General features: G+C 58.3%; 19 protein-coding genes. 9 read left to right on the top strand and 10 right to left on the bottom strand.

Annotation, left to right across the window (positions count from 1 at the left end; translation table 11 throughout):
* Positions 1-123: 123 nt before the first annotated feature.
* From AKJ29_RS00300 to cysQ, 4 genes are all read right to left on the bottom strand, one after another.
* On the bottom strand, positions 124-1,182 hold the full coding sequence (locus tag AKJ29_RS00300) for a glycosyltransferase family 2 protein (RefSeq protein ID WP_055187200.1): 1,059 nt from the start codon (positions 1,180-1,182) through the stop codon (positions 124-126).
* A gap of 6 nt (positions 1,183-1,188) precedes the next feature.
* Positions 1,189-2,082: a UTP--glucose-1-phosphate uridylyltransferase GalU gene (gene galU, locus AKJ29_RS00295; protein WP_055187199.1), complete on the bottom strand. Its 894-nt coding sequence runs from the start codon at positions 2,080-2,082 to the stop codon at positions 1,189-1,191.
* A 259-nt stretch (positions 2,083-2,341) separates the two neighbouring features.
* Positions 2,342-3,145 (bottom strand): 3-deoxy-manno-octulosonate cytidylyltransferase, encoded by an 804-nt coding sequence (locus AKJ29_RS00290; RefSeq protein WP_055187198.1) that lies wholly within the window; start codon positions 3,143-3,145, stop codon positions 2,342-2,344.
* A 28-nt stretch (positions 3,146-3,173) separates the two neighbouring features.
* Complete coding sequence (gene cysQ, locus AKJ29_RS00285; RefSeq protein ID WP_055187197.1) at positions 3,174-3,971, bottom strand: 3'(2'),5'-bisphosphate nucleotidase CysQ; 798 nt, start codon at positions 3,969-3,971, stop codon at positions 3,174-3,176.
* Positions 3,972-4,112: 141 nt separating this feature from the next.
* Here cysQ and AKJ29_RS00280 point away from each other — a divergent pair, with 141 nt between their 5' ends.
* Both AKJ29_RS00280 and AKJ29_RS00275 read left to right on the top strand, forming a co-directional pair.
* Complete coding sequence (locus AKJ29_RS00280) at positions 4,113-4,934, top strand: ABC transporter permease (protein ID WP_055187196.1); 822 nt, start codon at positions 4,113-4,115, stop codon at positions 4,932-4,934.
* Entirely contained in the window at positions 4,931-5,548 is a 618-nt protein-coding gene (locus tag AKJ29_RS00275; protein WP_055187195.1) for an SH3 domain-containing protein, read from the top strand. The genes AKJ29_RS00280 and AKJ29_RS00275 overlap by 4 nt, the downstream gene beginning before the upstream one ends.
* A gap of 14 nt (positions 5,549-5,562) precedes the next feature.
* Here AKJ29_RS00275 and AKJ29_RS00270 read toward each other — a convergent pair whose 3' ends face one another.
* Entirely contained in the window at positions 5,563-6,165 is a 603-nt protein-coding gene (locus AKJ29_RS00270; RefSeq protein WP_055187194.1) for an alpha-ketoglutarate-dependent dioxygenase AlkB family protein, read from the bottom strand.
* A gap of 206 nt (positions 6,166-6,371) precedes the next feature.
* On the opposite strand from AKJ29_RS00270, the gene dnaK reads away from it, so the two are divergent.
* The 3 genes from dnaK (at position 6,372) to radC (ending at position 10,349) form a co-directional block, all read left to right on the top strand.
* Positions 6,372-8,294 carry a molecular chaperone DnaK gene (gene dnaK, locus AKJ29_RS00265; RefSeq protein ID WP_055187193.1) on the top strand — a complete coding sequence of 641 codons (1,923 nt, stop codon included), beginning with the start codon at positions 6,372-6,374 and terminating at the stop codon, positions 8,292-8,294.
* A 63-nt stretch (positions 8,295-8,357) separates the two neighbouring features.
* On the top strand, positions 8,358-9,503 hold the full coding sequence (gene dnaJ / locus AKJ29_RS00260; protein ID WP_055187192.1) for a molecular chaperone DnaJ: 1,146 nt from the start codon (positions 8,358-8,360) through the stop codon (positions 9,501-9,503).
* Between the two features lie 105 nt (positions 9,504-9,608).
* Complete coding sequence (gene radC, locus AKJ29_RS00255) at positions 9,609-10,349, top strand: RadC family protein (RefSeq protein WP_139231427.1); 741 nt, start codon at positions 9,609-9,611, stop codon at positions 10,347-10,349.
* Positions 10,350-10,432: 83 nt separating this feature from the next.
* On the opposite strand, the gene AKJ29_RS00250 is transcribed toward radC, so the two are convergent.
* The 3 genes from AKJ29_RS00250 to secA form a co-directional block, all read right to left on the bottom strand.
* Complete coding sequence (locus tag AKJ29_RS00250) at positions 10,433-11,992, bottom strand: phosphate ABC transporter substrate-binding/OmpA family protein (RefSeq protein WP_055187190.1); 1,560 nt, start codon at positions 11,990-11,992, stop codon at positions 10,433-10,435.
* 115 nt (positions 11,993-12,107) lie between these two features.
* Positions 12,108-13,289, bottom strand: coding sequence for a hypothetical protein (locus AKJ29_RS00245; RefSeq protein WP_055187189.1), 1,182 nt, complete (start codon positions 13,287-13,289; stop codon positions 12,108-12,110).
* Positions 13,290-13,503: 214 nt separating this feature from the next.
* Entirely contained in the window at positions 13,504-16,197 is a 2,694-nt protein-coding gene (gene secA / locus AKJ29_RS00240) for a preprotein translocase subunit SecA (RefSeq protein WP_055187188.1), read from the bottom strand.
* 179 nt (positions 16,198-16,376) lie between these two features.
* Between secA and AKJ29_RS00235 the strand changes: the two genes are divergently transcribed.
* The 4 genes from AKJ29_RS00235 (at position 16,377) to AKJ29_RS19790 (ending at position 19,567) form a co-directional block, all read left to right on the top strand.
* On the top strand, positions 16,377-17,267 hold the full coding sequence (locus AKJ29_RS00235) for a peptidylprolyl isomerase (protein WP_055187187.1): 891 nt from the start codon (positions 16,377-16,379) through the stop codon (positions 17,265-17,267).
* An 11-nt stretch (positions 17,268-17,278) separates the two neighbouring features.
* On the top strand, positions 17,279-18,580 hold the full coding sequence (gene argJ / locus AKJ29_RS00230) for a bifunctional glutamate N-acetyltransferase/amino-acid acetyltransferase ArgJ (protein ID WP_082392462.1): 1,302 nt from the start codon (positions 17,279-17,281) through the stop codon (positions 18,578-18,580).
* 182 nt (positions 18,581-18,762) lie between these two features.
* The gene (gene mutT, locus AKJ29_RS00225) at positions 18,763-19,161 is read left to right on the top strand and encodes an 8-oxo-dGTP diphosphatase MutT (protein ID WP_055187475.1); all 399 of its coding nucleotides are present in this window, start codon (positions 18,763-18,765) and stop codon (positions 19,159-19,161) included.
* 265 nt (positions 19,162-19,426) lie between these two features.
* The gene (locus tag AKJ29_RS19790) at positions 19,427-19,567 is read left to right on the top strand and encodes a hypothetical protein (protein WP_175502291.1); all 141 of its coding nucleotides are present in this window, start codon (positions 19,427-19,429) and stop codon (positions 19,565-19,567) included.
* A gap of 158 nt (positions 19,568-19,725) precedes the next feature.
* Here AKJ29_RS19790 and infB read toward each other — a convergent pair whose 3' ends face one another.
* On the bottom strand, positions 19,726-22,218 hold the full coding sequence (gene infB / locus AKJ29_RS00220) for a translation initiation factor IF-2 (RefSeq protein ID WP_055187186.1): 2,493 nt from the start codon (positions 22,216-22,218) through the stop codon (positions 19,726-19,728).
* Positions 22,215-22,853: an RNA-binding protein gene (locus tag AKJ29_RS00215; RefSeq protein WP_055187185.1), complete on the bottom strand. Its 639-nt coding sequence runs from the start codon at positions 22,851-22,853 to the stop codon at positions 22,215-22,217. The genes infB and AKJ29_RS00215 overlap by 4 nt, the downstream gene beginning before the upstream one ends.
* Between the last annotated feature and the right edge of the window lie 18 nt (positions 22,854-22,871).

Here is a 22,871-nt window from a genome sequence, read left to right as displayed (position 1 = left end):
ACATCCCATGAAACCACGCTGGTTTCGAGACAACAGATACCGCTATCCTATCCATATTGATCGCATTTCACGAACAATGCCTTAAAATAATCCATACATGTGACAGATCTGACGGTAAACTCTTTAGAACACATCGTTTTTGCCGGGCTCCCAGTTTCCAGATGACATCAGCCCCAGCGCCACCAATTGCTGCCAGCCCTGATACCGTGCGGAGCGATCACACCACAGGTCCGGGGCGGCGACCACCTGATTGTAATAGGCGTCAAACTGGTCGGGTTGGCCGAAATGCTCCTTGCGCCCTTTCTCCTCAGATGAACGATCAAGCACGCCGGGAAGGAACTTCGTGTGCAGCAACACCCCGGACAAACGGGAATCGCCGGACACATTTTCAGGCCCATCCCATTGCAGGTTCATCTGTGGCGGCAGCAAGGAATGCGAAGAATTGGCATAGGCATATCGTCGGTTCCATTTGACCAGAGGCAGCTTGTTCAGCGTCGGGCCTCGTGCCGGTTGCGTCGCAAAAAACACCCGTTCACGCGCGCCCCCCTGCACCCAGAGGTTCTGCATTCTGGGCTGGCGCTGACAGCGATACGGTCCCGGATCAAACCACCCGATCACCTCGGTCGGATCCTGCTCCGGACTGTATTTGCCCTGTCCAATGGCCCCCTTGGGATACAGATCCAGCATCAGTGCCCCCAGCGCCAATGCCCCTGTCTGGTCCAGATGATGGGTCAGGTCCTTAAGGCCATGCGAGTCCCAGTGGGGGTAGATCAACAGCTCATCCGCATCAGCCGTCAGGCACCAATGCCCGTGGCCATGGCGAAACTGCAGCCAGGTCAGCCAGTCAACGCCAAACCGCGCCGCCTTATAGCTATCATCCGTCTGCCAGAGAGACACATCCGGTTGATCCGCCAGAAAGGCGACACTGCCATCATCACAATCATTCGCCACGATCAGAAAATGATCGACCCCCATCTTGCGATAATGGGACAGGAAAAAGGGCAGGCGCGTGATTTCATTGCGCAACGTGGTGAAAGACAGGATGTGTCCGGGCCGGATCTGCCCTGTCCTATCCGCGACAGGTGTCAGCTGCCGACGGGATCGGAGGGAGCGAAACAACAGGCGACGGCGCTTGAGGCGCATCCGGTAGGCAGACCACAGGCTAGATGCGCGACCTGCCATTCAGCCTCACTCAGCCGCTTTTTGCTGGGCAACCAGATCGCTCAGATACCCCGAAAACTCCTCGCGCAGCTCTTCACGGGCCAGACCAAAGGCAACGGTCGCCTGCAGGAACCCTGCCTTGGACCCGCAATCATATCGCTGCCCCCGGAACCGGTAGCCGAAGACATCCCGTTGCTGGTTCAGTTCTTCTGCAATTGCGTCGGTCAGCTGGATTTCCCCGCCTGCGCCACTTTTCATCTTGTTCAGGCTGCGCAGCACATCTGGTGTCAGGATATAGCGGCCAATCACGGCCAGGTTGGAGGGCGCATCTTCCATCGCCGGCTTCTCTACCATCCCGCGGGTCGAGACGAGGCTGCCGTGATCTTCCTTGACATCAAGCACACCATAAGAAGAGGTTTTTTCAGGCGGCACTTCCATCGCCGCAACCATGCAGCCGCCGGTATCTTCATAGGCTTCAACCATCTGCTGCAGGCAGGGTTTTTCGGCCGCGATCACGTCATCGGGCAGGATCACCGCAAAAGGTTCATTGGCAATCAGCCGCCGCGCACACCAGACCGCATGGCCCAGGCCCAGCGCCTTGTGCTGACGAATATAGGCAATCGCACCGCTGTCCATATTGGTGTCTTTCAGCACCTCAAGCAGCTCATCCTTGTTTTTCTTGCGCAGCTCCTGCTCAAGCACGGGGGAAATGTCGAAATAGTCTTCCAAGGCCCCTTTGCCACGTGACGTGACAAAGATGAATTCCTTGATCCCGGCGGCCCTGGCTTCGTCAATGGCGTATTGGATCAGCGGTCGATCCACCAAAGTCATGATTTCCTTCGGAATGGATTTCGTTGCGGGCAGGAAGCGCGTCCCCAAGCCTGCGACTGGGAAAATGGCCTTCGTGACTTTCCGTTTCATAGCTGTCCCACTCATTTTACACCTGTGCATGTCAATCTGCCCGCCAGGCTTGCCAACCCGTTTAACAGTCTTGATACACTAAACCGCATTTTCATTAACAATAACCTTCGCCCGCCTGATTTGTAACCTGTTGTTTACGCCTGTGTCATACTTACCCGGCAGAATGGCGGCATTTGCAACAGTTGGCGCAGAAACACTGTATGCGACACCATTCACACCCTATCCAGGGGCGAATTGGGCGAGTATTCCCCCTGACATCCTATTCAACCCCCATTACCTTCAGGATCCGTTCAATACGCGGAGCATCTTCCGGGTTGTTCAGTTCCCAAAACTCTCGCCCACGCGCCTGCATTTCGACACATTGGACCGGGCGTTCGCGTTCCAGAAAACGCAGCTGCTCCAACCCCTCCAGCATTTCCAGCGGACCGGGTGCCCAGCGCGGATAGGCGGCCAGCGCCGACGGGCGATAGGCATAGACCCCCACATGGTGGAACACAGGCGTTGGCGCATCTGCGGCAATCTCGGCTCCATCGGTATGGGGGATCACTTCTTTCGAGAAATAAAGCGCCTTGCCCTCGGCACCGAACACAGCGGTTGTGCCACCAACCCGCCCCGCGCGGCGGTCTTCCAGAAAACCCGCAAGCGCCCGCCCGTCTGCGCGCAGAACCGGGGTGGCCACCTCGGCGGCCGGATGATCCACCATGGCCTGCACCAGGTCTTCGACGAACCAATGCGGGGTCAGGGGCGCATCCCCTTGCAGGTTGACCACCACATCATATCCACCGCCCAGCGCATCCAGCGCCTCCGCGCAGCGCTCGGTTCCGTTCCGACAATCAGACGAGGTCATCACCACCTCGGCACCGAACCCCTGGGCAACATCCGAAATCCGACAATCATCGGTCGCCACGACCACCCGATCAATCCCCGACACGGCCTGCGCCGCATCCCATGTTCTTTGAACCAGAGGCCGGGTCAGCCCGCTCGCCCCTCGCAAGGGGGCAAGCGCCTTGCCCGGGTAACGGGTGGAGGCATAGCGGGCCGGGATGACAATCAGGGTTTTCACAGGGCTGCGCCTTCTTGGGTCAGGGCCGTCAGGCCGGCTTCAGATCCACGCCGTTGGCGTAGGCGATAAAAAACGGGTTTTCATAGATCGGCTTGCCATAGGTCAGCGGAGAATGATCGTCAAAACGCACCACGGCGCCACCGGCCCCGTTCAGGACAGCATGGCCCGCGGCAGTGTCCCATTCCATCGTGCGCCCGACCCGCGGGTAAAGGTCCGCCTCACCGGTTGCCACCAGACAGAACTTGAGGCTGGAACCTGCTGATTTGCTGTCTTTCACATTGTATTTATTGATGTAATCATCCGTAGCCTGATCGCGATGCGATTTTGAAGCCACCACCATCAGCGCATCATTATCAGGGGTGGAGACATGGATTTCTTTCACATCCCCCCGGCTTTCCTTGCGAAACGGGCCAAGCTCTTCGACACTTTGACCATCCGCACGGGTAAAGAACATCCGGTCACGGGCAGGCGCATAGACCACGCCGCGAATGGGGGTGCCGTCCTTGACATACGCAATATTCACGGTGAAGTCACCGCGACGGTGGATGAACTCCTTGGTGCCATCCAGCGGATCCACGATCAGGAACTCATCCGCCTGCTGATTATGGCTGTCGGCCTGTTCTTCAGTGACCAGAAGCACATCCGGGAAGGCCGCGCGCAGACCTTTGGAAATCAACACATCCGCTGCTTCATCCGCTGCGGTGACCGGGCTGTCATCCGATTTCGATTTCACCTCGAAATCATCCGAGTTGTAGATCTCCATGATCACATCCCCGGCTTCCAGCGCCAGCCTGCGCATCACTTCTTCCAAACGATCGAAATCCAAAGACCTGCTCCTTTTCACGCGCCAACTCTGCGATATCGGCGTTGTTGCCATAATTTTCTTCCTCACTTATGGTTCCAAGGTAAAGGAACAGCAAGAATTCCCCGGTAAATTAATATATAACCGAGGCAAAAAGGTCATCTGATGTTTCAGAATACCAAGCAGAACTCATCGCGCCTGCAAGCGGCGCTTTCCATGGCTGAAGTCATCTATGTGGCCACGGTGCGTTCTGTGCGCGCCACCCATTCAAACGCGCTTATCGGTCTGCTGATCAATATGTTCCAGACAATGTTGCTGGTTGCCGTGTTTTACCTGATGTCTTCGATCATTGGCCGCACGGTCCGCATTCAAGGCGATTTCCTGCTCTATATCATGTCCGGGATCTTTCTTTACATGACACATGTGAAATCCATGGGGGCGGTTGCAGGCTCTGACGGCCCCACAACCGCGATGATGCTGCATGCGCCGATGAACACTTTCATCTCCATCGCCTCTTCGGCCTTGAGCGCGCTATATACCCAGTTCCTATCGGTGGTGGTCGTGCTGGGTATCTATGAGCTCTGGACCGGAAATGTAGAGTTTTATGATGTCAAAGGGGTCTTTGGCATGTTCATCCTGGCGTGGCTTTCCGGGGTCTGCGTCGGCACGGTATTCCTCGCCCTGAAACCATGGTTCCCGCAATTCACGTCGATCTCGACTCAAATCTATTCGCGCGCCAATATGCTGGCATCCGGCAAGATGTTCTTGGCCAATACGCTGCCATTTCACATGCTGGTCATGTTTACGTGGAACCCGCTGTTTCACATCATTGACCAGGCCCGCGGCTTTGCCTTTGTGAATTACAATCCGCATTACTCCAGCGCCTCATACCCCGCCATCGTTTCTCTGGTATTGCTGATGATCGGGATGCTTGGGGAAAATTACACTCGCAAACACGCATCTGCCAGTTGGGGAGCCCGTAATTGAAACTGAAATGGATTATCCTGCTGATGATTGGATGGGGGCCCCTGCCCGCAACCGCCAATCCCCTGCCCGCCCTGTTTGACGTGGTGGACGTCACATCAGATGACGTTCTGAATGTGCGCGCCATGCCAGATGCCGGATCAGAGATAATCGGAACACTCGCCCCCGATCAGACCGGGATCGAAGTCACGACAGTTTCCGAGGATCTGAAATGGGGACAGGTGAATGCCGGCGAACAGGCGGGATGGGTCTCTCTGCGCTATTTGATGCGCCAGCCGGGACAGGACTGGGGGCAAATGCCCTGGCCGCTTTCCTGTTACGGGACCGAACCGTTCTGGGATCTGTTCACAGACGGCGAAAACGAACTTGTGCTTAAGCATATGAACACAGAGAAAACACGCTTTCTCATCACCATGACCACCGGCGTTGTCGGGCGGTCGGATCGTTTCTGGATCCGTGGCGAAAACGAGGCGGGTGAGGCCTTGCTGACCCTGCGCCGTGAAGAATGTCATGACGGCATGTCTGACCGGGCCTATGGGCTGAGCCTGGACAGCCTGATTGACCATGGAAACGGACCATACGCCCTGTCTGGCTGCTGCTCGATCCTGCCGCGCTGAGTCACATCTGAGTGTCATCGCACCACGCGCAATGTCAGATTGATCCGCCCGTGATCCCGCAAAAGATCACTTGAACCGAAACGCAACCGGTCTATCCCGTGATAGGCCAGCCGGGCCGCGCCTGTCAGCACAAGCAAGTCCCCGGAACTCAACCAGACCGATTGCGTCCGGCCACCCCGCGCCTCACCCCCAATGCGAAACAGGGCGTCATCACCAAGGCTGATCGACACAACGGGGTACGAGAAATCCCCCTCGTCCCGATCCTGATGCATCCCCATCCTGGCCCCCTCTCCATAGAAATTCACAAGACAGCTGTCCGGGGGCACATCACAGCCCGAGACCTTGCGCCAGATCGCCAGCACCTCGTCCGGGATTGGCGGCCAAGCCACACCTGACGGGTGGCGAGGGTCGTAACGATAGCCCCGCCGGTCACTCACCCAGCCCAACCGCCCGCAAGAGGTCATCCGCACCGACATCTGTATGCCCGATGCCGTGACCGGGTGGAACAGTGGCGCACAGGCCACAACAGCGCGGACCCCATCCACCAGGCGCGCCTGCTGGTCACCATCCAGCATCCCCTTGAAAATCTTCGCTCCCCCCAGATCCATTCCCGCCATTCCTTACGCTTTCCTTTCCAAAACCCTGATAATGACTCGTTTTTTGCGTCAATCCCCCGCTTTGGACGCTTGCAGCACCCTATCAGCCTACTTATATACGCTTCGACGCCGGGGACGGACGATCCGCAACCGGCTTGAAATTGGGATCAGGGACCGATGCTTTGCAAGGTCGGTTCCTACAACATCGCCTGGAAGAGGATAGAAACATGGCTAAAGTCATTGGTATTGACCTCGGGACCACCAACTCCTGTGTCGCCATCATGGACGGCTCGCAGCCGCGGGTCATCGAAAATTCCGAGGGTGCGCGCACGACCCCCTCGATTGTTGCCTTCAAAGACGACGAACGCCTTGTCGGCCAACCGGCCAAACGTCAGGCCGTGACCAACCCGGACAACACCGTGTTCGCCGTGAAACGCCTGATCGGCCGCAACATGAACGACCCGGCCGTCGAGAAAGACAAAAAGCTGGTGCCCTATTCGATCGTGGATGGCGGCAATGGCGACGCATGGGTGGAAGCTGCCGGGCAGAAATATTCGCCCTCGCAGATCTCGGCCTTCATTCTGGGCAAGATGAAAGAAACGGCAGAAAGCTATCTGGGTGAAGACGTCACTCAGGCCGTGATCACCGTGCCCGCATATTTCAACGACGCTCAGCGTCAGGCCACCAAAGACGCCGGCAAGATCGCCGGTCTGGAAGTGCTGCGCATCATCAACGAACCGACCGCAGCCGCTCTGGCATACGGTCTGGACAAAGCCGAAACCCAAACCATTGCGGTCTATGACCTTGGTGGTGGTACCTTCGACGTGACCATCCTGGAAATCGACGACGGCCTGTTCGAAGTGAAATCGACCAACGGCGACACGTTCCTTGGCGGTGAAGACTTCGACATGCGCATCGTTCAGTATCTGGTCGATGAGTTCAAAAAGGAAAACCAGGTTGATCTGTCGAAAGACAAGATGGCCCTGCAGCGCCTGAAAGAAGCCGCTGAAAAAGCCAAGATCGAACTGTCGTCGTCCTCGCAGACCGAGATCAACCAACCCTTCATCTCGATGGGCTCAGACGGTGCGCCGCTGCACATGGTCATGAAACTGACCCGCGCCAAGCTGGAAAGCCTCGTGTCAGACCTGATCAAGCGTTCAATCAAACCCTGTCAGGCCGCACTGAAAGACGCAGGTCTCTCGACCGGCGACATCGACGAGGTGGTTCTGGTTGGCGGTATGACCCGGATGCCGAAAGTGATCGAAGAGGTCACCAAGTTCTTCGGCAAAGAGCCGCACAAAGGTGTGAACCCGGACGAAGTGGTTGCCATGGGTGCCGCCATTCAGGCCGGCGTTCTGCAAGGTGACGTGAAAGACGTGGTTCTTCTGGACGTGACCCCGCTGTCGCTGGGCATCGAGACGCTGGGTGGCGTGTTCACCCGCCTGATCGACCGCAACACCACGATCCCGACCAAGAAGTCGCAGGTCTTCTCGACCGCGGAAGACAACCAGAACGCCGTGACCCTGCGCGTGTTCCAAGGTGAACGTGAAATGGCTGCCGACAACAAGATCCTCGGCCAGTTCAACCTGGAAGACATCCCGCCGGCTCCGCGCGGCCTGCCGCAGATCGAAGTGACCTTTGACATCGACGCCAACGGCATCGTGGAAGTGGGCGCCAAGGACAAAGGCACCGGCAAAGAGCAGAAAATCACCATCCAGGCCTCGGGTGGCCTCTCGGATGAGGATATCGAAGCCATGGTGAAAGACGCCGAAGCCAATGCCGAGGCCGATAAAGAGCGCAAGGAGCTGGTGGAAGCCCGCAACCAGGCCGAAAGCCTGATCCACTCGACCGAAAAGTCGATGGAAGAGCACGCTGACAAGGTGGACCCGACCACGATCGAGGCGATCGAACTGGCCATTGCCGCGCTGAAAGACGACCTCGAGAAAGAGGATGTCTCCGCCGAGAAACTGAAATCGGGCGTTCAGAACGTGACCGAAGCCGCCATGAAGCTGGGCGAAGCGATCTACAAATCGCAACAGGCCGAAGCAGAAGGCGACGAGGCACCGGAAGAAGCCGACGGCCCACGGGCTGCGGATGACGACATCGTCGACGCTGATTTCGAAGATCTGGACAACGACAAACGGTCGTAAGTCTCCTTAGGTAACGGGCAGGTCCGCCCCCCGGCGGGCCGCCCCCTCCTCAAAGGAGTAGCTATGTCAAAACGTGATTATTACGAGGTGCTGGGGGCCGCAAAAGGCGCGTCCGCAGATGAGCTCAAGAAAGCCTATCGCAAGAAGGCAAAAGAGCTGCACCCCGACCGCAATTCCGACAATCCCAACGCCGAGGCCCAGTTCAAGGAAGTGAACGAAGCCTATGACGTTCTGAAGGACGCCGACAAGAAGGCGGCCTATGACCGCTATGGTCATGCAGCGTTTGAAGGCGGCATGGGGGGTGGTCGTCCCGGTGGCGGCTATGGCCAGCAGGGTGATTTCGCCAGCGCGTTCTCAGACGTGTTTGACGACCTGTTTGGGGACTTCATGGGTGGCCAGCGTGGCGGCGGCCGGTCACGGGCGCAACGCGGCTCTGACCTGCGCTACAACCTGCGTGTTTCGCTGGAAGATGCCTTCACCGGCCTGCAGAAAACCATCAATGTGCCCACCTCGGTCAGCTGTGACGAATGTGACGGCACCGGTGCGGAAAGCGGCGCGGAACCCACCATGTGCCCGACCTGTTCCGGCATGGGTAAGGTGCGTGCGCAGCAGGGCTTCTTTACCGTTGAACGCACCTGTCCGACCTGTCAGGGCATGGGGCAGATGATCAAGAACCCGTGCAAATCCTGCGGCGGGGCGGGGCGTAAGGAAAAGGAACGTTCGCTTTCTGTGAACATCCCGGCAGGTGTTGAAACCGGCACCCGCATTCGTCTGGCTGGCGAAGGCGAAGCCGGTCTGCGTGGCGGTCCAGCGGGCGATCTTTATATCTTTATTGAGGTCACGCCGCACGCGATCTTTGATCGTGAAGGCAATCATCTGCACTGCCGTGTGCCCGTGTCGATGACCTCTGCCGCACTGGGCGGGGACATCGAAGTGCCCACCATCGACGGTGGTCGGTCGCGGGTGAAGATCCCATCCGGCAGCCAGTCCGGTCGTCAGATGCGTCTACGCGGCAAAGGGATGCCCGGCCTTCGTGGTGGCCCCACTGGTGATATGTATATCGAACTGTCCGTGGAAACCCCGGTCAACCTGACCTCGAAACAGAAAGAACTGTTGCGGGAGTTTGAAAAACTGTCCGAGGAAAACAACCCGGAAAGCTCGAACTTCTTCTCGAAAGTGCGCAGCTTCTGGGACGGGATGACCTCATAAAGCACTGGGTGTTCGTCCTCGATTAACCATTGCTTTACCAAAACATGTGAGGGTTGGTGTATGACGCACCGACCCTCTTCTTTTGGCCCCTCTTCCTTTGGCGAAATGCCCCAAACGCTTTTTGACAGCGACGAGGCCCTGCCCGTTCCGGTCAGACCGGAAAAAGGACGCCTGCCTTCCTATATCAAGGACCACCGAAAACGCCTGCGGGATCGATTCATGAAAGGCGGGGCTGCCGCCCTGCCAGACTACGAAATGCTGGAACTGGTTTTGTTTCGCGCCATCCCGCGTCAGGATGTCAAACCGCTGGCGCGACGCCTGCTGGACCGGTTTGGGGATTTCAACGGTGTCATATCGGCCCCTGCTTCCCGACTTCAGGAAATGCACGGGGTTGGGGCCTCAGTCGTTCAGGAGCTGAAGATCGTAGAGGCCGCCGCCCACCGGCTGGCCCGATCGCGCATCCTGCAGCGCCATGTCATTTCTTCCTGGGATAGCCTGATTGATTATTGCCACACCACCATGGCACATCGGGAAACCGAACAGTTCCGGGTGCTCTATCTCGACAAGAAAAACGTGGTGATTGCGGATGAGGAACAGGCGCAAGGCACGGTGGACCACGTGCCGGTTTATCCGCGCGAAGTGGTGAAACGGGCGCTTGAGCTCAACGCTTCGGCCCTTATCCTGGTGCATAACCATCCCTCCGGGGACCCAACCCCGTCAGACAGCGACATGCAGATGACCCGTCAGGTGGAACAGGCCGCATCAGCCCTGGGGATCACGCTGCATGATCATCTTGTGGTCGGAAAATCGGATCAGCTCAGCTTTCGGGCGCATGGCTATCTGTAAGTTGTTTCCAGTTGCGGCTGTGATCCAACACGAACCGGAACGCATCAAAGCAGCGCGACATGCGGGCTGCTACGCCCCCAACCTCACTTGACCCAGATTTCCACCCGACGGTTCACGCCGCGCCCCCAAGCCGTTTCGTCACATGCCATGGGAAGGGCCTCTCCGAAGGCCTCCACCAGCGTCTCCACCCTTGTGGGATCCAGAGTTTCAGCTTCCGCCAGCACGGCCTGACGCACGGCCTCAGCGCGCTTGCGGGCAAGCGAGAGATTTTGCGCCGCAGCCCCCTGCCCGTCCGAGAAACCAACAAAGCTCAGGCGGCGACCATCAAAACGCCCTGCCTCCAGACTCCGGGCCAGAAGCTGAACATTGGAACGCGACGGCGCATCCAGAAGCGTTGACCCACCTTCAAATCGAAACGTCAGGGACAGGCGGCTTTGCCGGGTGACAAAACCGGAAAGGCGTTGCAGCTCTTCCAATGTCACTTCTTCCCCAGCCATTGCAATGGCATTTGCCAGCCGGTCGCCCTGATGAGACAGCGGCACCACGGACATTGCCTGGTCCACAAACCCCGCCCGGCGGATCACCAGCTGACCCGCATCACTGCGCAGATAGCTCAGAAACTCCCGCCCGACCTGCGGCAGGCGGCGTTCGGGCAGGTAAAGATACATTGGCGTGGTCAGGGGGTAATCTTCGGCCTTGATGGCCAGCTCACTGGCATCGACACCAAAACCGCACCTCCCGGAAAGCTGCACGATCTCATTGCTGCCGGGATTGGTGAAGGCGGCGATCCCGATCCCGAACGGGTCACGGGCAACCGCATCAAGAACGGCCCGGTCGCTTCCCAAAGACACAACGCGTTCGGACATCTGGCTTCCCTGTGCCGAAATCACTTTCCGCGCAAAAACAGGTGTGAACCCCGCACCCCGCGCCCGCAAATAGGGTGTGATTGGCGCATTTTCCCCGCCAACCTCCTTCCAATTGGTGATCTTGCCTGCGTAAATCGCGGCAAGCTGCGCCATGGACAGGCGGCGCACGGGGTTGCCCGGCGATACGATCGGAACCAGGGCATTCAGCGCCAGCACACGTTCCTGTCGGCGACTTGTCAGGTCTCCAAGCCCCGCCTCATAGGCCATGACACGCTCCCGCGAGGTCACTTCACGCCGGGACAACACCATATCCGCTTCATGTCCTAACAGATCGGCAAACCCTTCATCGGACGAGGTTGCCCGGATCGTAATCCGCGCCGCTTCCTGATTGCTGTCCCCTTCATAAAGCGTGTAGCGTAGGGCGGTTTCCGGCAGCTCTTCTCGGGTCAACGCATAGCCCTGACGCAGCGCAAACCCCTCAACCAGAGCCGGGCTCAGAACCGACGCCATTTCATGCGCACCAGAGATCACGAGATCGGCAACATAAGGGCCCAGATTGGGGCATCCCGGCCCTTCGCAACGCACACCGGACCCATCAACTGTCAGGATGCCATATTCGGTTTCGATCCGGTAAAACGCGCCGTCATATCCAACAAGTTTCCCGGACAGCGTCATTGCCCCATCCCGTGCAATCAACGAGATGTCGTTTGCACCAGCCTGCCCAGCCTGCATGGCGAGAAAAAGTGCGGCACCAATGGCCGCACGCAGATATGTCATGATGTGCCCCTGAGCGATCCGGTTCAACTGGGGCGAAGTATGCCGCAACTGTTTCGGGGGCAACAGGCCCCAGAAGTGGGGAGGTGCAGCCTGTTGCCAAGCTGCACTTTCCGCGTCAGTTCAGAGCGATTGTCAATTCTTGCGCCATGTCGCTGAACACCAGATATTCGCCAACACTGTCACAGCCGGGGGCTGCGATCCGGACCGGCATTTCCCTGGGGTGGTCCTTTCCATTGGCACGCAGGAAAACCCCTTCGATTTCGCTGTTGCAGGTGGTTTCCAGAACATGTGCCTCGATCGACATTTCAGGACCAGACAGCGAGCGCATCATATAGGCCGGGAAGGTATAGATATCCGCCGCATAGCCCTGCGCGACCGACCCCAGCACGGTAAAAAAGCCGCCCTGCCCGCTCATGGTGCGGGTCAACCCGCCGGGATGGTCCGCCCAAAGATGGCCTTCGTCCCCATAATCTGCGCCCTCTTCAAACGCATGAAGCTGAAGCCCCGTGGCGCCCTGCCAAACCAGAGCCGCCCGGCGATATTGCGCCGCCTCAGGAACGGTCAATTCAAGATGCGCGACGGAGGTCTCGGAGAGGTAGGCAGAAACCTTGGCGTCACGCGTCAGCGCAGGCACCGTGACCTCTACGCGCCCCTCCTCGTCCAGATATTCGGTAAAGCGAAGCCCTTCATGCGAAAATTCCACCTCTGCATTGGCATTGCACGGTGCCTCTACCGTCAGTGTCATCATGGCCAGTTCCTCAACCCGTCCAGTCAGGGACGGGGTGCAGTGATCGGTTGCCAGTGGCGCTGGCTGCGCAACAACAGGTTCGGCACTTGGCGAGAGATCCAGCGCGGCGATGTCGAAGCTTTCCTCAGGCTGCAGCGCCACCTCCGGCAAGGTTTCGGCAACAGCGTTTGGTTCCGGCTGCACAAGTGCGGGCGTTACCTCAGGGTCTGGATCAGGAAGGTCCTCGACCAGGTCAACCTCCTCAACTTGCGGCAGCGGGTCAGCCTCGGGCGCCAATGCCTCAACCTGTGCTTCGGCCTGCGCCTCAACTGGAGCTGTCGGCAGAACTGAAGCGGTTTGCACCGGCTGAGGCTGCACAACTGGGCCCGCAACCTGCGATTGGGATTGTCCGCTCTGCATATAATACCCGGCCCCCAGCGCAATCACCAAAGTGGCTGCTGCCGTTCCAAGGCGTTTTTTATCGATCCCCTGAAGGTCGATCTTTTTCAGTCCCTGAAAATCAATGCTTTTCAGGTCAATCTCTTTCAGCTGGCCCAAAAGCTCTCGCATGATGGCCTCCCATGAGTTTTGTTCAGCCTAAAGATGTCAGGGGATTGTGCCGGTTTTTAGGAGGTTCTGAGGAGTTTTAAGATTTTCTGAACGGATTTTTTGATTTATTTTCAGAATACTAAACAATCACGTCTTATTTTTGCCAGATCTGAAACAAAAACACGCCCCGGCGCGGAAAGCCACCGGGGCGTGTCATGAAACGGTTATGGAAAGCTCAGAGTTTACCGTGGCAATGCTTGAACTTCTTGCCCGATCCGCAGGGGCAGGCATCATTACGAGACGGGTTGCCCCAGGTGGCCGGGTTCGTTTCGTCAAACCCTTCAGCCTCCTGAATTTGGGACTGTTCCATCGCCTGCTCAGCCGCGTCCGCTGCCGCCATGTTCTGTTGCTGCTGCAGGATCATCTGCTGCATCATGGCCGCCTGCTCTTCTTCGCTCATCGGGCGAATTTGCGACAGGCGTTTGGTCACATCCAGACGCAGGCCATCCAGCAGGCTTTCAAACAGCTGGAACGCCTCATTCTTGTATTCATTAAGCGGATCACGCTGGGCATACCCGCGGAAGCCGACAACCGAACGCAGGTGGTCCAGCGTCAGAAGGTGTTCACGCCATTTGGTGTCGATGGTCTGCAACAGGATCTGCTTTTCGATCGAGCGCATGTTCTCGGGACCAAAATCAGCGGCTTTCTTGGCCATCATTTCATCCGAGGCGTCACAAAGCCGTTCGCGGATCACATCGCCATCCACCCCCTCTTCCTTTGCCCAGTCGATCACTGGCAGATCGGAATTCAGGTTTTCAATGACAGCCGCATACAAGCCCTCGGTATCCCATTGATCCGCATAGGATTTCGGCGGAAGATAGCCATCCACCATATCGTCGATCATCTGGTGACGCATGTCAGACACGATTTCTGACAGGTCTTCGGCCTCCATGATTTCCATGCGCTGACCAAAGATCGCCTTACGCTGATCATTCATCACGTCATCGAATTTCAACAGCTGCTTGCGGATGTCGAAGTTGCGCCCTTCCACTTTCGCCTGCGCGCGTTCCAGCGATTTGTTCACCCAAGGGTGCACAATTGCTTCGCCTTCTTTCATACCCAGGGTCGAGAGCACCTTTTCCAGACGCTCAGAACCGAAGATCCGCATCAGGTCATCATCAAGCGACAGGAAGAACGCCGAGCGCCCCGGATCCCCCTGACGCCCCGAACGACCCCGCAGCTGGTTGTCGATCCGACGGCTTTCGTGGCGCTCTGTCGCAAGCACAAACAGACCGCCTGCATCCTTCACCGCCTGTTCGTCATCCTTGTGGGCAGCTTCAACCTGTGCCCGGATATCAGCGGGATCCGCATCCGGGTTGGCCTCAATCGCTTCCATGATCTTGAATTCGACATTGCCACCCAGTTTGATGTCGGTCCCGCGGCCAGCCATGTTGGTGGCGATGGTCACGGCGCCAAGCTTACCGGCATCCGCCACGATCTGCGCTTCACGCTCGTGCTGGCGAGCATTCAGGACGTCGTGCTTCACACCGGCCTGATCCAGAAGCTGCGACAGGTATTCCGATTTCTCGATCGAGGTGGTGCCGACCAGGGTCGGTTGCCCCTTTTCATGCGCCTTCTTGATCTCTTCCACGATGGCTTGGTATTTCTCGGCGCTGGTCCGATACACCGCATCATGTTCGTCAATCCGGGCAATCGGGCGGTTGGTGGGCACTTCCACCACACCCAGACCATAGATCTCTTCAAATTCCTCGGCCTCGGTCAGTGCGGTACCGGTCATGCCGGACAGCACGTCGTAAAGACGGAAATAGTTCTGGAACGTCACCGAGGCGAGGGTCACGTTTTCCGGCTGGGTCTTGCAGCCTTCTTTCGCTTCGATCGCCTGATGCAGGCCATCGGACAGGCGACGCCCCTCCATCATCCGGCCGGTGAATTCGTCAATCAGCATCACCTCGCCATTGCGCACGATGTAATCCTTGTCGCGCGCAAACAGCTTATGCGCCCGCAGGCCCTGGTTCAGGTGGTGCACAATGGTGGTGCTTTCCGCGTCATAAAGCGACTGCTCTTCCGGCAGCAGCCCCTTCACATGCACCAGCTCTTCCAAAAACTCGTTGCCTTCCTCGGTAAAGGTGGCACTGCGCGCTTTTTCATCCAGCGTGTAATGCTCTTCCCTCAGTTCCGGGATCAGGCCATTGATGGTCACGTAAAGCTCGGACCGGTCTTCGGACGGGCCGGAAATGATCAGCGGTGTGCGTGCCTCGTCGATCAGGATCGAATCCACCTCATCGACAATCGCAAAATTGTGACCGCGCTGCGCCATTTCCTTGAGGTCGGACCTCATATTGTCGCGCAGATAGTCAAAGCCCAGCTCGTTATTGGTGGCATAGGTCACGTCACAGGCATAGGCGGCGCGCTTTTCCTTGTCCTCCTGCTGGGGATAGATCACACCGGTGGTCATGCCCAGCGCGGCAAAGACATTGCCCATCCATTCAGCATCCCGGCGCGCAAGGTAATCGTTCACCGTCACCACATGCACACCTTTGCCGCTCAGCGCATTCAGATAGGCCGGGAAGGTCGCCACGAGGGTTTTCCCCTCACCGGTTTTCATTTCCGAGATATTGCCCTGATGCAGGAAAATCCCACCCATCAGCTGGGTGTCAAAGGCGCGCAGCCCCAGCGCACGCCGGGCCGCCTCGCGACAGTTGGCAAAGGCTTCGGGCAGCAGGGCATCCAGTTTCTCGCCCTCCGCCACGCGGGATCGGAATTCTTCGGTCTTTGCCTTGAGCTCATCGTCCGAAAGGGCTGCAAATTCTTCTTCAAGCGCGTTGATCTTTGCCACGATCGGGCGGATCGCCTTGATCTTGCGATCATTAGGGGTGCCAAACACGGCGCGCGCGATTTTTCCAAGCATATTTTTGTGCCTCAATACGGTTTGTCGCTGGTCAGACCAGAGGGTTCTTGCCCGTCCCCGCTCCGCCCCCTATCTAGGGGCATGAGAACCAGCGCACTCAAGCCTCAAAGCGATGTAAGCGTCAGGTGCAAAATAGTCAATGTTGCCGGGGCCCCCGGCGCGCTTGGAAGGAGAATTCCATGGTCAAACGCAACGCAATCCTGCTGGGAACCGCCCTCGCTGCCATGCTGGCGGTTCCGGCCCTTGCACAAGAAACTGCAAGCGACGCGCAGGAGACCCCGGAAGTGGCAAAGATCGACGCCACCGGATCCACCGTTCTGGCCACAGTGAATGGCGATGACATCACCCTCGGCCACCTGATCGTCGCCCGTCAGGCGTTGCCACAGCAATATCAGACCCTGCCCAACGAAGTGCTGCTGCAGGGGCTTTTGGAACAGGTGATCCAGCAGACCGTTCTGGGGCAGGCCATGGGCGAACTCAGCCGCCGCGCCGAGCTGGAGCTTGAAAACCAGCGCCGCGCCATGGTGGCCGAAGAAAAAATCGACGCGGTGATTGCAACTGCCGTCACCGAAGAGGCCCTTCAGGCCGCTTATGACGAGGTCTTTGCCAACGCCGAGCCCAGCCCGGAATACAACGCCTCACATATTCTGGTTGAGACCGAAGAGGCCGCGAAGGAACTGCTCACCAAGCTGGAAGCCGGCACGGATTTCGCCGAACTGGCCAAGGAGTTTTCCACCGGCCCATCGGGTCCCAATGGTGGCGAGCTGGGCTGGTTTGGGCTGGGTATGATGGTCAAACCGTTCGAAGAGGCCGTGGTGGCCCTTGAACCCGGTCAGGTCTCAGCCCCGGTTGAAACCCAGTTTGGCTGGCATGTGGTCAAGCTGAATGACAGTCGCGTCAAAGGGGCCCCCACCCTTGATGAAGTGCGTGAGGAACTGACTGCGAAAATCGAAAACGACGCGGTCGAACAGGCGGTGCAAGGCCTGCTCGAAGCGGCCACGATCAAACGGATCGACCTGGAAACCGTTGATCCCGAAACACTTGGCAACCTGTCTCTGCTCGGGAAATAAAGGGAAGTATCATGGGCAAGTCAGACCAGATCAAAGCATTGAAAAAGAAGGTCAAAAAGCTGAAGAAAAAGCTTGCGGCCGCAAAGAACCACGTGAATGCAATCTCACCGCTTGCACCGGCCAGCTTTCCTGACCTTCCGGTTATCGCAGGCGTGCGGTTTGCAGCGGCCAAGGCCGGTGTGAAATATGCGGACCGTCTGGATGTGATGCTGGCGGAGCTCGCACCGGGCACCACCATTGCCGGTGCCTTCACCAAATCCTCCACCCGCTCGGCTCCCGTTCTGGATTGCCAGTCCAAGCTGGGCGGAGACACGGCTGAAGGGGCGGCCTTCTTGGTCAATGCGGGCAATTCCAACGCCTTTACCGGTGCAGCAGGCACCGGCTCGGTCGAGGCGATCACCGGGGCGGTTTCAAACGCGCTGAACGTCCCGGCCAACCGCGTGTTCACCGCCTCCACCGGCGTGATCGGAGAGCCGCTGCCGCATGATCGGATCATTGCCAAAATTGATGAACTGAAAGGGTTGCTGGTTCCGGATGCGATGGAAAGCGCCGCCCAGGCCATCCGCACCACCGATACTTTTGCCAAGGGCGCCAAGGCCGAGGTGAAAATCGGTGATCGCATCGTGCATATCGCAGGTATCGCCAAGGGATCAGGCATGATTGCCCCGGACATGGCCACCATGCTGGTGTTCATCTTCACCGATGCGAAAGTGGCGCAGGATGACCTGCAGGCGATGCTGTCGGACCTGACCGACACCACGTTCAACGCCATCACGGTGGACAGCGATACCTCGACCTCGGACACGCTGCTCTTGGCGGCGACGGGCGCGTCTGACATTGAGGTTGACCAGAGCAACGCGGCTTTCCGCTCTGCGCTGAACGAGGTGATGCTGGATCTGGCGCATCAGGTGGTGCGCGATGGCGAAGGGGCCACCAAATTCGTCGAGATTCGCGTGACCGGCACCAGAAACGACGCCGACGCAAAGACCCACGCACTGGCCATTGCCAACTCACCCTTGGTCAAAACCGCGGTCGCTGGTGAGGACCCGAACTGGGGCCGCATCGTGGCAGCGATCGGAAAATCCGGCGCTTATGCGGAACGCGACAAGCTGTCGATTTCCTTTGGCGATGTGCTGGTTGCTGAAAAAGGCTGGGTCTCTCCGGATTACCGCGAGGAAGACGGTGCAGCCTGCTTCAAAGGAGATGAGATCGTGATTTCCGTCGATTTCGGCCTTGGGGACGGCAAAAGCACGGTCTGGACCTGCGATCTGACCCATGCCTATATCCAGATCAACGCCGACTACCGGTCTTAAAGCGTTTCGGGATAAACTTGTGACACATGTTTATTTCGAAACGCCCACGAGATTGAGATCTCAGACAGTGTTTCGGTTTTCCCCGCCTCAGGTTAAAATCGAAACGCTTTAACCTTTGCTTAACAAAACCAGAAAACTAGTATTCTGGTTTTGTTACCGCGTATTTGGAAAATCAGATGAGCATCAAAACCGTCCTCGTATCTGCCGTGGCCCTGATTGACGCTGACGGGCGGGTCCTGTTGGCACAGCGCCCGGAAGGCAAATCCATGGCCGGTCTTTGGGAATTTCCCGGCGGCAAAGTCGAGCCAGGGGAAACGCCGGAGGCCGCGCTGGTCCGCGAGTTGCATGAGGAGCTGGGCATTGACACCTGGTCTTCCTGCCTCGCGCCCCTGACCTTCGCCAGCCATTCCTATGATGATTTCCACTTGCTGATGCCGGTTTTTGCCTGCCGCAAATGGAACGGGCAACCGCACCCCCGTGAGGGACAAGTGCTGAAATGGGTGCGCCCGCAAGCCCTGCGCGACTACCCCATGCCGCCAGCGGACCTGCCGTTGATTCCCATTTTGCGCGACTGGTTGTGACCCGACCTCTCCGAAAATCGCTGCCAATGCCCCGAATTGGCGCGAATTTCCGCTCAATACCCCCCCAAATAGCGAATTTTAAGAAAACCCTACACAACGCTAGGTTTTGTATTACACCAACTCCATCAACCCAAGGCGTATTGGTTTCATCCTGAGACCCGGAAAAACCGATAGAGTGTGAAGGATTTAATATTGCGACCTTTCGGAACAAACGCATGCCACGCGTTTTTCCAAAGGTGCCAGAATGACTATGGGGGATGTGGTCATGTTGAGAACAATTATGATTGGCAGCCGTATCATGGCACAGGGCCAATATGTGAAAATGCTGACAGATGGGCGCATGGTCGTGCGTGTTGATGGCAGGCTGATGGTCGGGCATCCCGTGACGCAGGACAAAGCGGCCTGACATATCCGGCCTGCGTCACGCAAAGCGTTTCGTGAAAGGCTTGTCACAAAAGCCTGGCGCGAAATGCAGGGAACTGATCACTGCCTTTGACGGAATGCGCTGCTGAAACAAAAAAGGCGCCCTCAACGGGGCGCCTTTTGCGTTGGTATCAAACCGGATCAGTCCAAGCTGCGGGCGATCTCTTCGCGTTCGAAGATCTCGATCACATCATTCGGACGGATGTCGTCGTAGTTCTCAAATGCCATACCGCATTCCTGACCGGACAACACTTCCTTGACCTCATCCTTGAAGCGTTTCAGCGTCTTCAGCGTGCCTTCGTGGATCACCACGTTGTCGCGCAGCAGGCGCACACCAGCGGACCGGCGGGCCACACCTTCGGTGACCAGACAGCCAGCAACCTTGCCGACACCCGACACCTTGAACACTTCGCGGATCTCGGCGTAACCGATGAAGTTCTCGCGCACTTCCGCAGACAGAAGACCCGAGGCCGCCGCTTTCACATCATCCACAAGGTCATAGATGACCGAGTAGTAACGGATCTCCACACCCTTCTGGTTGGCGCTGTTGCGGGCTGGCGCATTGGCACGAACGTTAAAGCCGATCACCGGCGCACCCGACGCTTCGGCAAGGCCGATATCGGTTTCCGTGATCGCGCCCACGCCATAGTGCAGCACGCGCACGCGCACCTCTTCATTGCCGATCTTCTCCATCGCCTGAACGATCGCCTCGGCAGAGCCCTGCACGTCGGCCTTCACCAGGATCGGCAGTTCCGCCACATCCTGATCGGCTTTCGCCTTGGCCATCATCTGCTCCAGCGTGGTCGCAGCACCGGCGGCGGCGCGTTTGTCCTTGGCGGCCTGTTCGCGATATTCCGCGATCTCGCGGGCTTGCGCTTCGGTTTCCACAACGTTCAGAACGTCACCGGCTTCCGGGGTCCCGTTGAGGCCAAGCACCTCAACCGGCACTGACGGGCCAGCTTCTTTCACGCGCTCACCTTTGTCATTGACCAGCGCACGCACACGGCCCCACTGTTCGCCCACAACAAAGATATCACCCTGTTTCAGCGTCCCGTTCTGCACCAGAACGGTGGCAACCGGACCACGCCCAACATCCAGCTGGGCTTCGATCACGGCGCCTGCGGCGGCACGATCCGGGTTGGCTTTAAGCTCAAGGATTTCAGATTGCAGCGCAATCGCTTCCAGAAGCTCATCAAGACCCTGACCGGTGATGGCGGACACTTCAACATCCTGCACTTCACCCGACATTTTCTCAACGATCACTTCATATTGCAGAAGCTCAGCGCGCACCTTGTCCGGGTCGGCAGCGGGTTTGTCGCATTTGTTGATCGCCACAATCATCGGCACTTCAGCGGCCTTGGCATGGTTGATGGCTTCGATTGTCTGCGGCATGACGCTGTCATCCGCGGCCACAACCAGAACAACGATATCCGTCACCTGGGCCCCACGGGCGCGCATCGAGGTAAAGGCCGCGTGACCCGGCGTGTCGAGGAAACTCAGCGTGACGCCATCATCGGTTTTCACCTGATAGGCACCGATATGCTGGGTGATGCCACCAGCTTCACCGGCGGTCACTTTCGCATCGCGAATGGCGTCCAGAAGCGAGGTCTTACCATGGTCAACGTGGCCCATGATGGTGATGACCGGAGCGCGCGGCTGCAGGTCTTCCTCTTTGTCTTCCACCTGATCGATCACGTCTTCAACGTCAGCGTCCGAAACGCGAACAATCTTGTGACCAAATTCTTCGATGATCAGTTCCGCAGTATCCGCATCAATGGATTGGTTCTGCGTAACCATCATGCCCATTTTCATGAGCGACTTGACCACGTCCGCCACGCGTTCCGCCATCCGGTTGGCAAGCTCTGACACCACGATGGCCTCAGGCACCTGCACGTCACGCACGACCTTTTCACGTTCAACATTGCCCATGGCTTTCTGACGGGCACGCTCTTGCTGACGGCGCATCGAAGCAACCGACCTCTGGCGGCCACCGCGATCACCGGACAGGGCCTGGTTCAGCGTCAACTTGCCTGAACGGCGGTTGTCGTCACCTTTACCCTTGCCGCGGGTCTGGCGGGCGGCGTCGGCATTGCCACGATCATCTTTCTTGGACCGGGTGGTCGAAGAAGGGGTCTTGGCCGTGCGCGCCTCGGCAGCCTGCGCCGCAGCAGGATCCGGTTTCGGAGCCGTCTTGGCACGCTTGGCGGCCTCTTCGGCCTCGCGTTTCTTGCGGGCTTCTTCCTCAGCCTTGGCTTTCAGCGCCTCTTCGCGCTCGCGCTCTTCACGCTCTTTGGCCTCGGCCTCCTCGCGGCGGCGCTGACGCTCCTCCTCGCGGGCCTTTTCCTCAGCCGCACGCTTGGCGGCCTCTTCGCTTTCGCGGGCCTTGGCAGCCTGCAGCGCCTTCAGGCGGCGTTCCATTTCCGCATCGGAAATTCCACCGGGGCGTTTCTTGGGATCACCTTTTGCGGGCGAGGCAGCACCACCCGCAGCTGCACCCGGCTTGGGGACAACAACGCGTTTGCGTTTCGTTTCGACCACGACATTCTTGGTGCGCCCGTGGCTGAAGCTCTGCTTCACCTGACCTGGGCGGCTTCCGCGCAGGCCGAGGGTCTTTTTGCCGTCATTATCGCTCATCTGGTCTTCGTACCTTTCCGGTGACCCTTGTCACCGCCGCTGTCTAGCGCCCGCATGGCTGTCAATTTCTTGGCTTCCTCTACAACACGAGAGGCCAAACCACCAGCAGCAAGAGCACCATGTATCACATTTTCCCGTCCAAACGCCAATCCGAGCTCATCCCCGGTCAGGCAGTTGATGTAACGGTCACGCTCCCGTGGGGGGCGTAATTTCGATTTCTGACGGTCGGACCCGTCAATTGCCTGGATCAGAACCTTGGCCTCATCTTTGGCCAGCCAGTCCTTGACCTTTTCATATCCGGCCACCGCCTGACCTGCTTTGCGCGCCATGGCGATCAGATGGACCACCCGGTCGGCATAGCCCTTTTCGAGCAGATCCAGGAGCCCATCCGGCACCGTCACGGGCTGGCGCGCAGCGCGCGAAAACAGCCCTTTCTTGATCGCCGTGGCAATGGCCGCCCGGTTGGCAGCCACATAAATGCCCCGCCCGGGCAGCTTGCCCAGAAGGTCAGGCACCACCATGCCGTCAGGCCCCACCACAAAGCGGATCAGCCCCGCTTTTGGCTGGCTTTCGCCCGTGGCGATGCACTTGCGTTCCGGCTCCTGGGGCCGCGATTTTGATCCACCGCGCGTCATGCGCCGACCTCTGAGACC

The sequence above is a fragment of the Aliiroseovarius crassostreae genome (assembly GCF_001307765.1).
Lineage (GTDB): Bacteria > Pseudomonadota > Alphaproteobacteria > Rhodobacterales > Rhodobacteraceae > Aliiroseovarius > Aliiroseovarius crassostreae.
The sequence above is the reverse complement of the archived record's forward strand: the minus strand, read 5'-3'. Positions and strand labels throughout refer to the sequence as shown.

Coding starts and splice junctions, on each gene's coding strand:
- AKJ29_RS00300 (WP_055187200.1), bottom strand. CDS start 1,182: ATGGCAGGTCGCGCATCTAGCCTGTGGTCTGCCTACCGGATGCGCCTC.
- galU (WP_055187199.1), bottom strand. CDS start 2,082: ATGAAACGGAAAGTCACGAAGGCCATTTTCCCAGTCGCAGGCTTGGGG.
- AKJ29_RS00280 (WP_055187196.1), top strand. CDS start 4,113: ATGTTTCAGAATACCAAGCAGAACTCATCGCGCCTGCAAGCGGCGCTT.
- AKJ29_RS00270 (WP_055187194.1), bottom strand. CDS start 6,165: ATGGCGGGAATGGATCTGGGGGGAGCGAAGATTTTCAAGGGGATGCTG.
- dnaK (WP_055187193.1), top strand. CDS start 6,372: ATGGCTAAAGTCATTGGTATTGACCTCGGGACCACCAACTCCTGTGTC.
- dnaJ (WP_055187192.1), top strand. CDS start 8,358: ATGTCAAAACGTGATTATTACGAGGTGCTGGGGGCCGCAAAAGGCGCG.
- radC (WP_139231427.1), top strand. CDS start 9,609: ATGCCCCAAACGCTTTTTGACAGCGACGAGGCCCTGCCCGTTCCGGTC.
- AKJ29_RS00250 (WP_055187190.1), bottom strand. CDS start 11,992: ATGACATATCTGCGTGCGGCCATTGGTGCCGCACTTTTTCTCGCCATG.
- AKJ29_RS00245 (WP_055187189.1), bottom strand. CDS start 13,289: ATGCGAGAGCTTTTGGGCCAGCTGAAAGAGATTGACCTGAAAAGCATT.
- secA (WP_055187188.1), bottom strand. CDS start 16,197: ATGCTTGGAAAAATCGCGCGCGCCGTGTTTGGCACCCCTAATGATCGC.
- AKJ29_RS00235 (WP_055187187.1), top strand. CDS start 16,377: ATGGTCAAACGCAACGCAATCCTGCTGGGAACCGCCCTCGCTGCCATG.
- argJ (WP_082392462.1), top strand. CDS start 17,279: ATGGGCAAGTCAGACCAGATCAAAGCATTGAAAAAGAAGGTCAAAAAG.
- AKJ29_RS19790 (WP_175502291.1), top strand. CDS start 19,427: ATGTTGAGAACAATTATGATTGGCAGCCGTATCATGGCACAGGGCCAA.
- infB (WP_055187186.1), bottom strand. CDS start 22,218: ATGAGCGATAATGACGGCAAAAAGACCCTCGGCCTGCGCGGAAGCCGC.
- AKJ29_RS00215 (WP_055187185.1), bottom strand. CDS start 22,853: ATGACGCGCGGTGGATCAAAATCGCGGCCCCAGGAGCCGGAACGCAAG.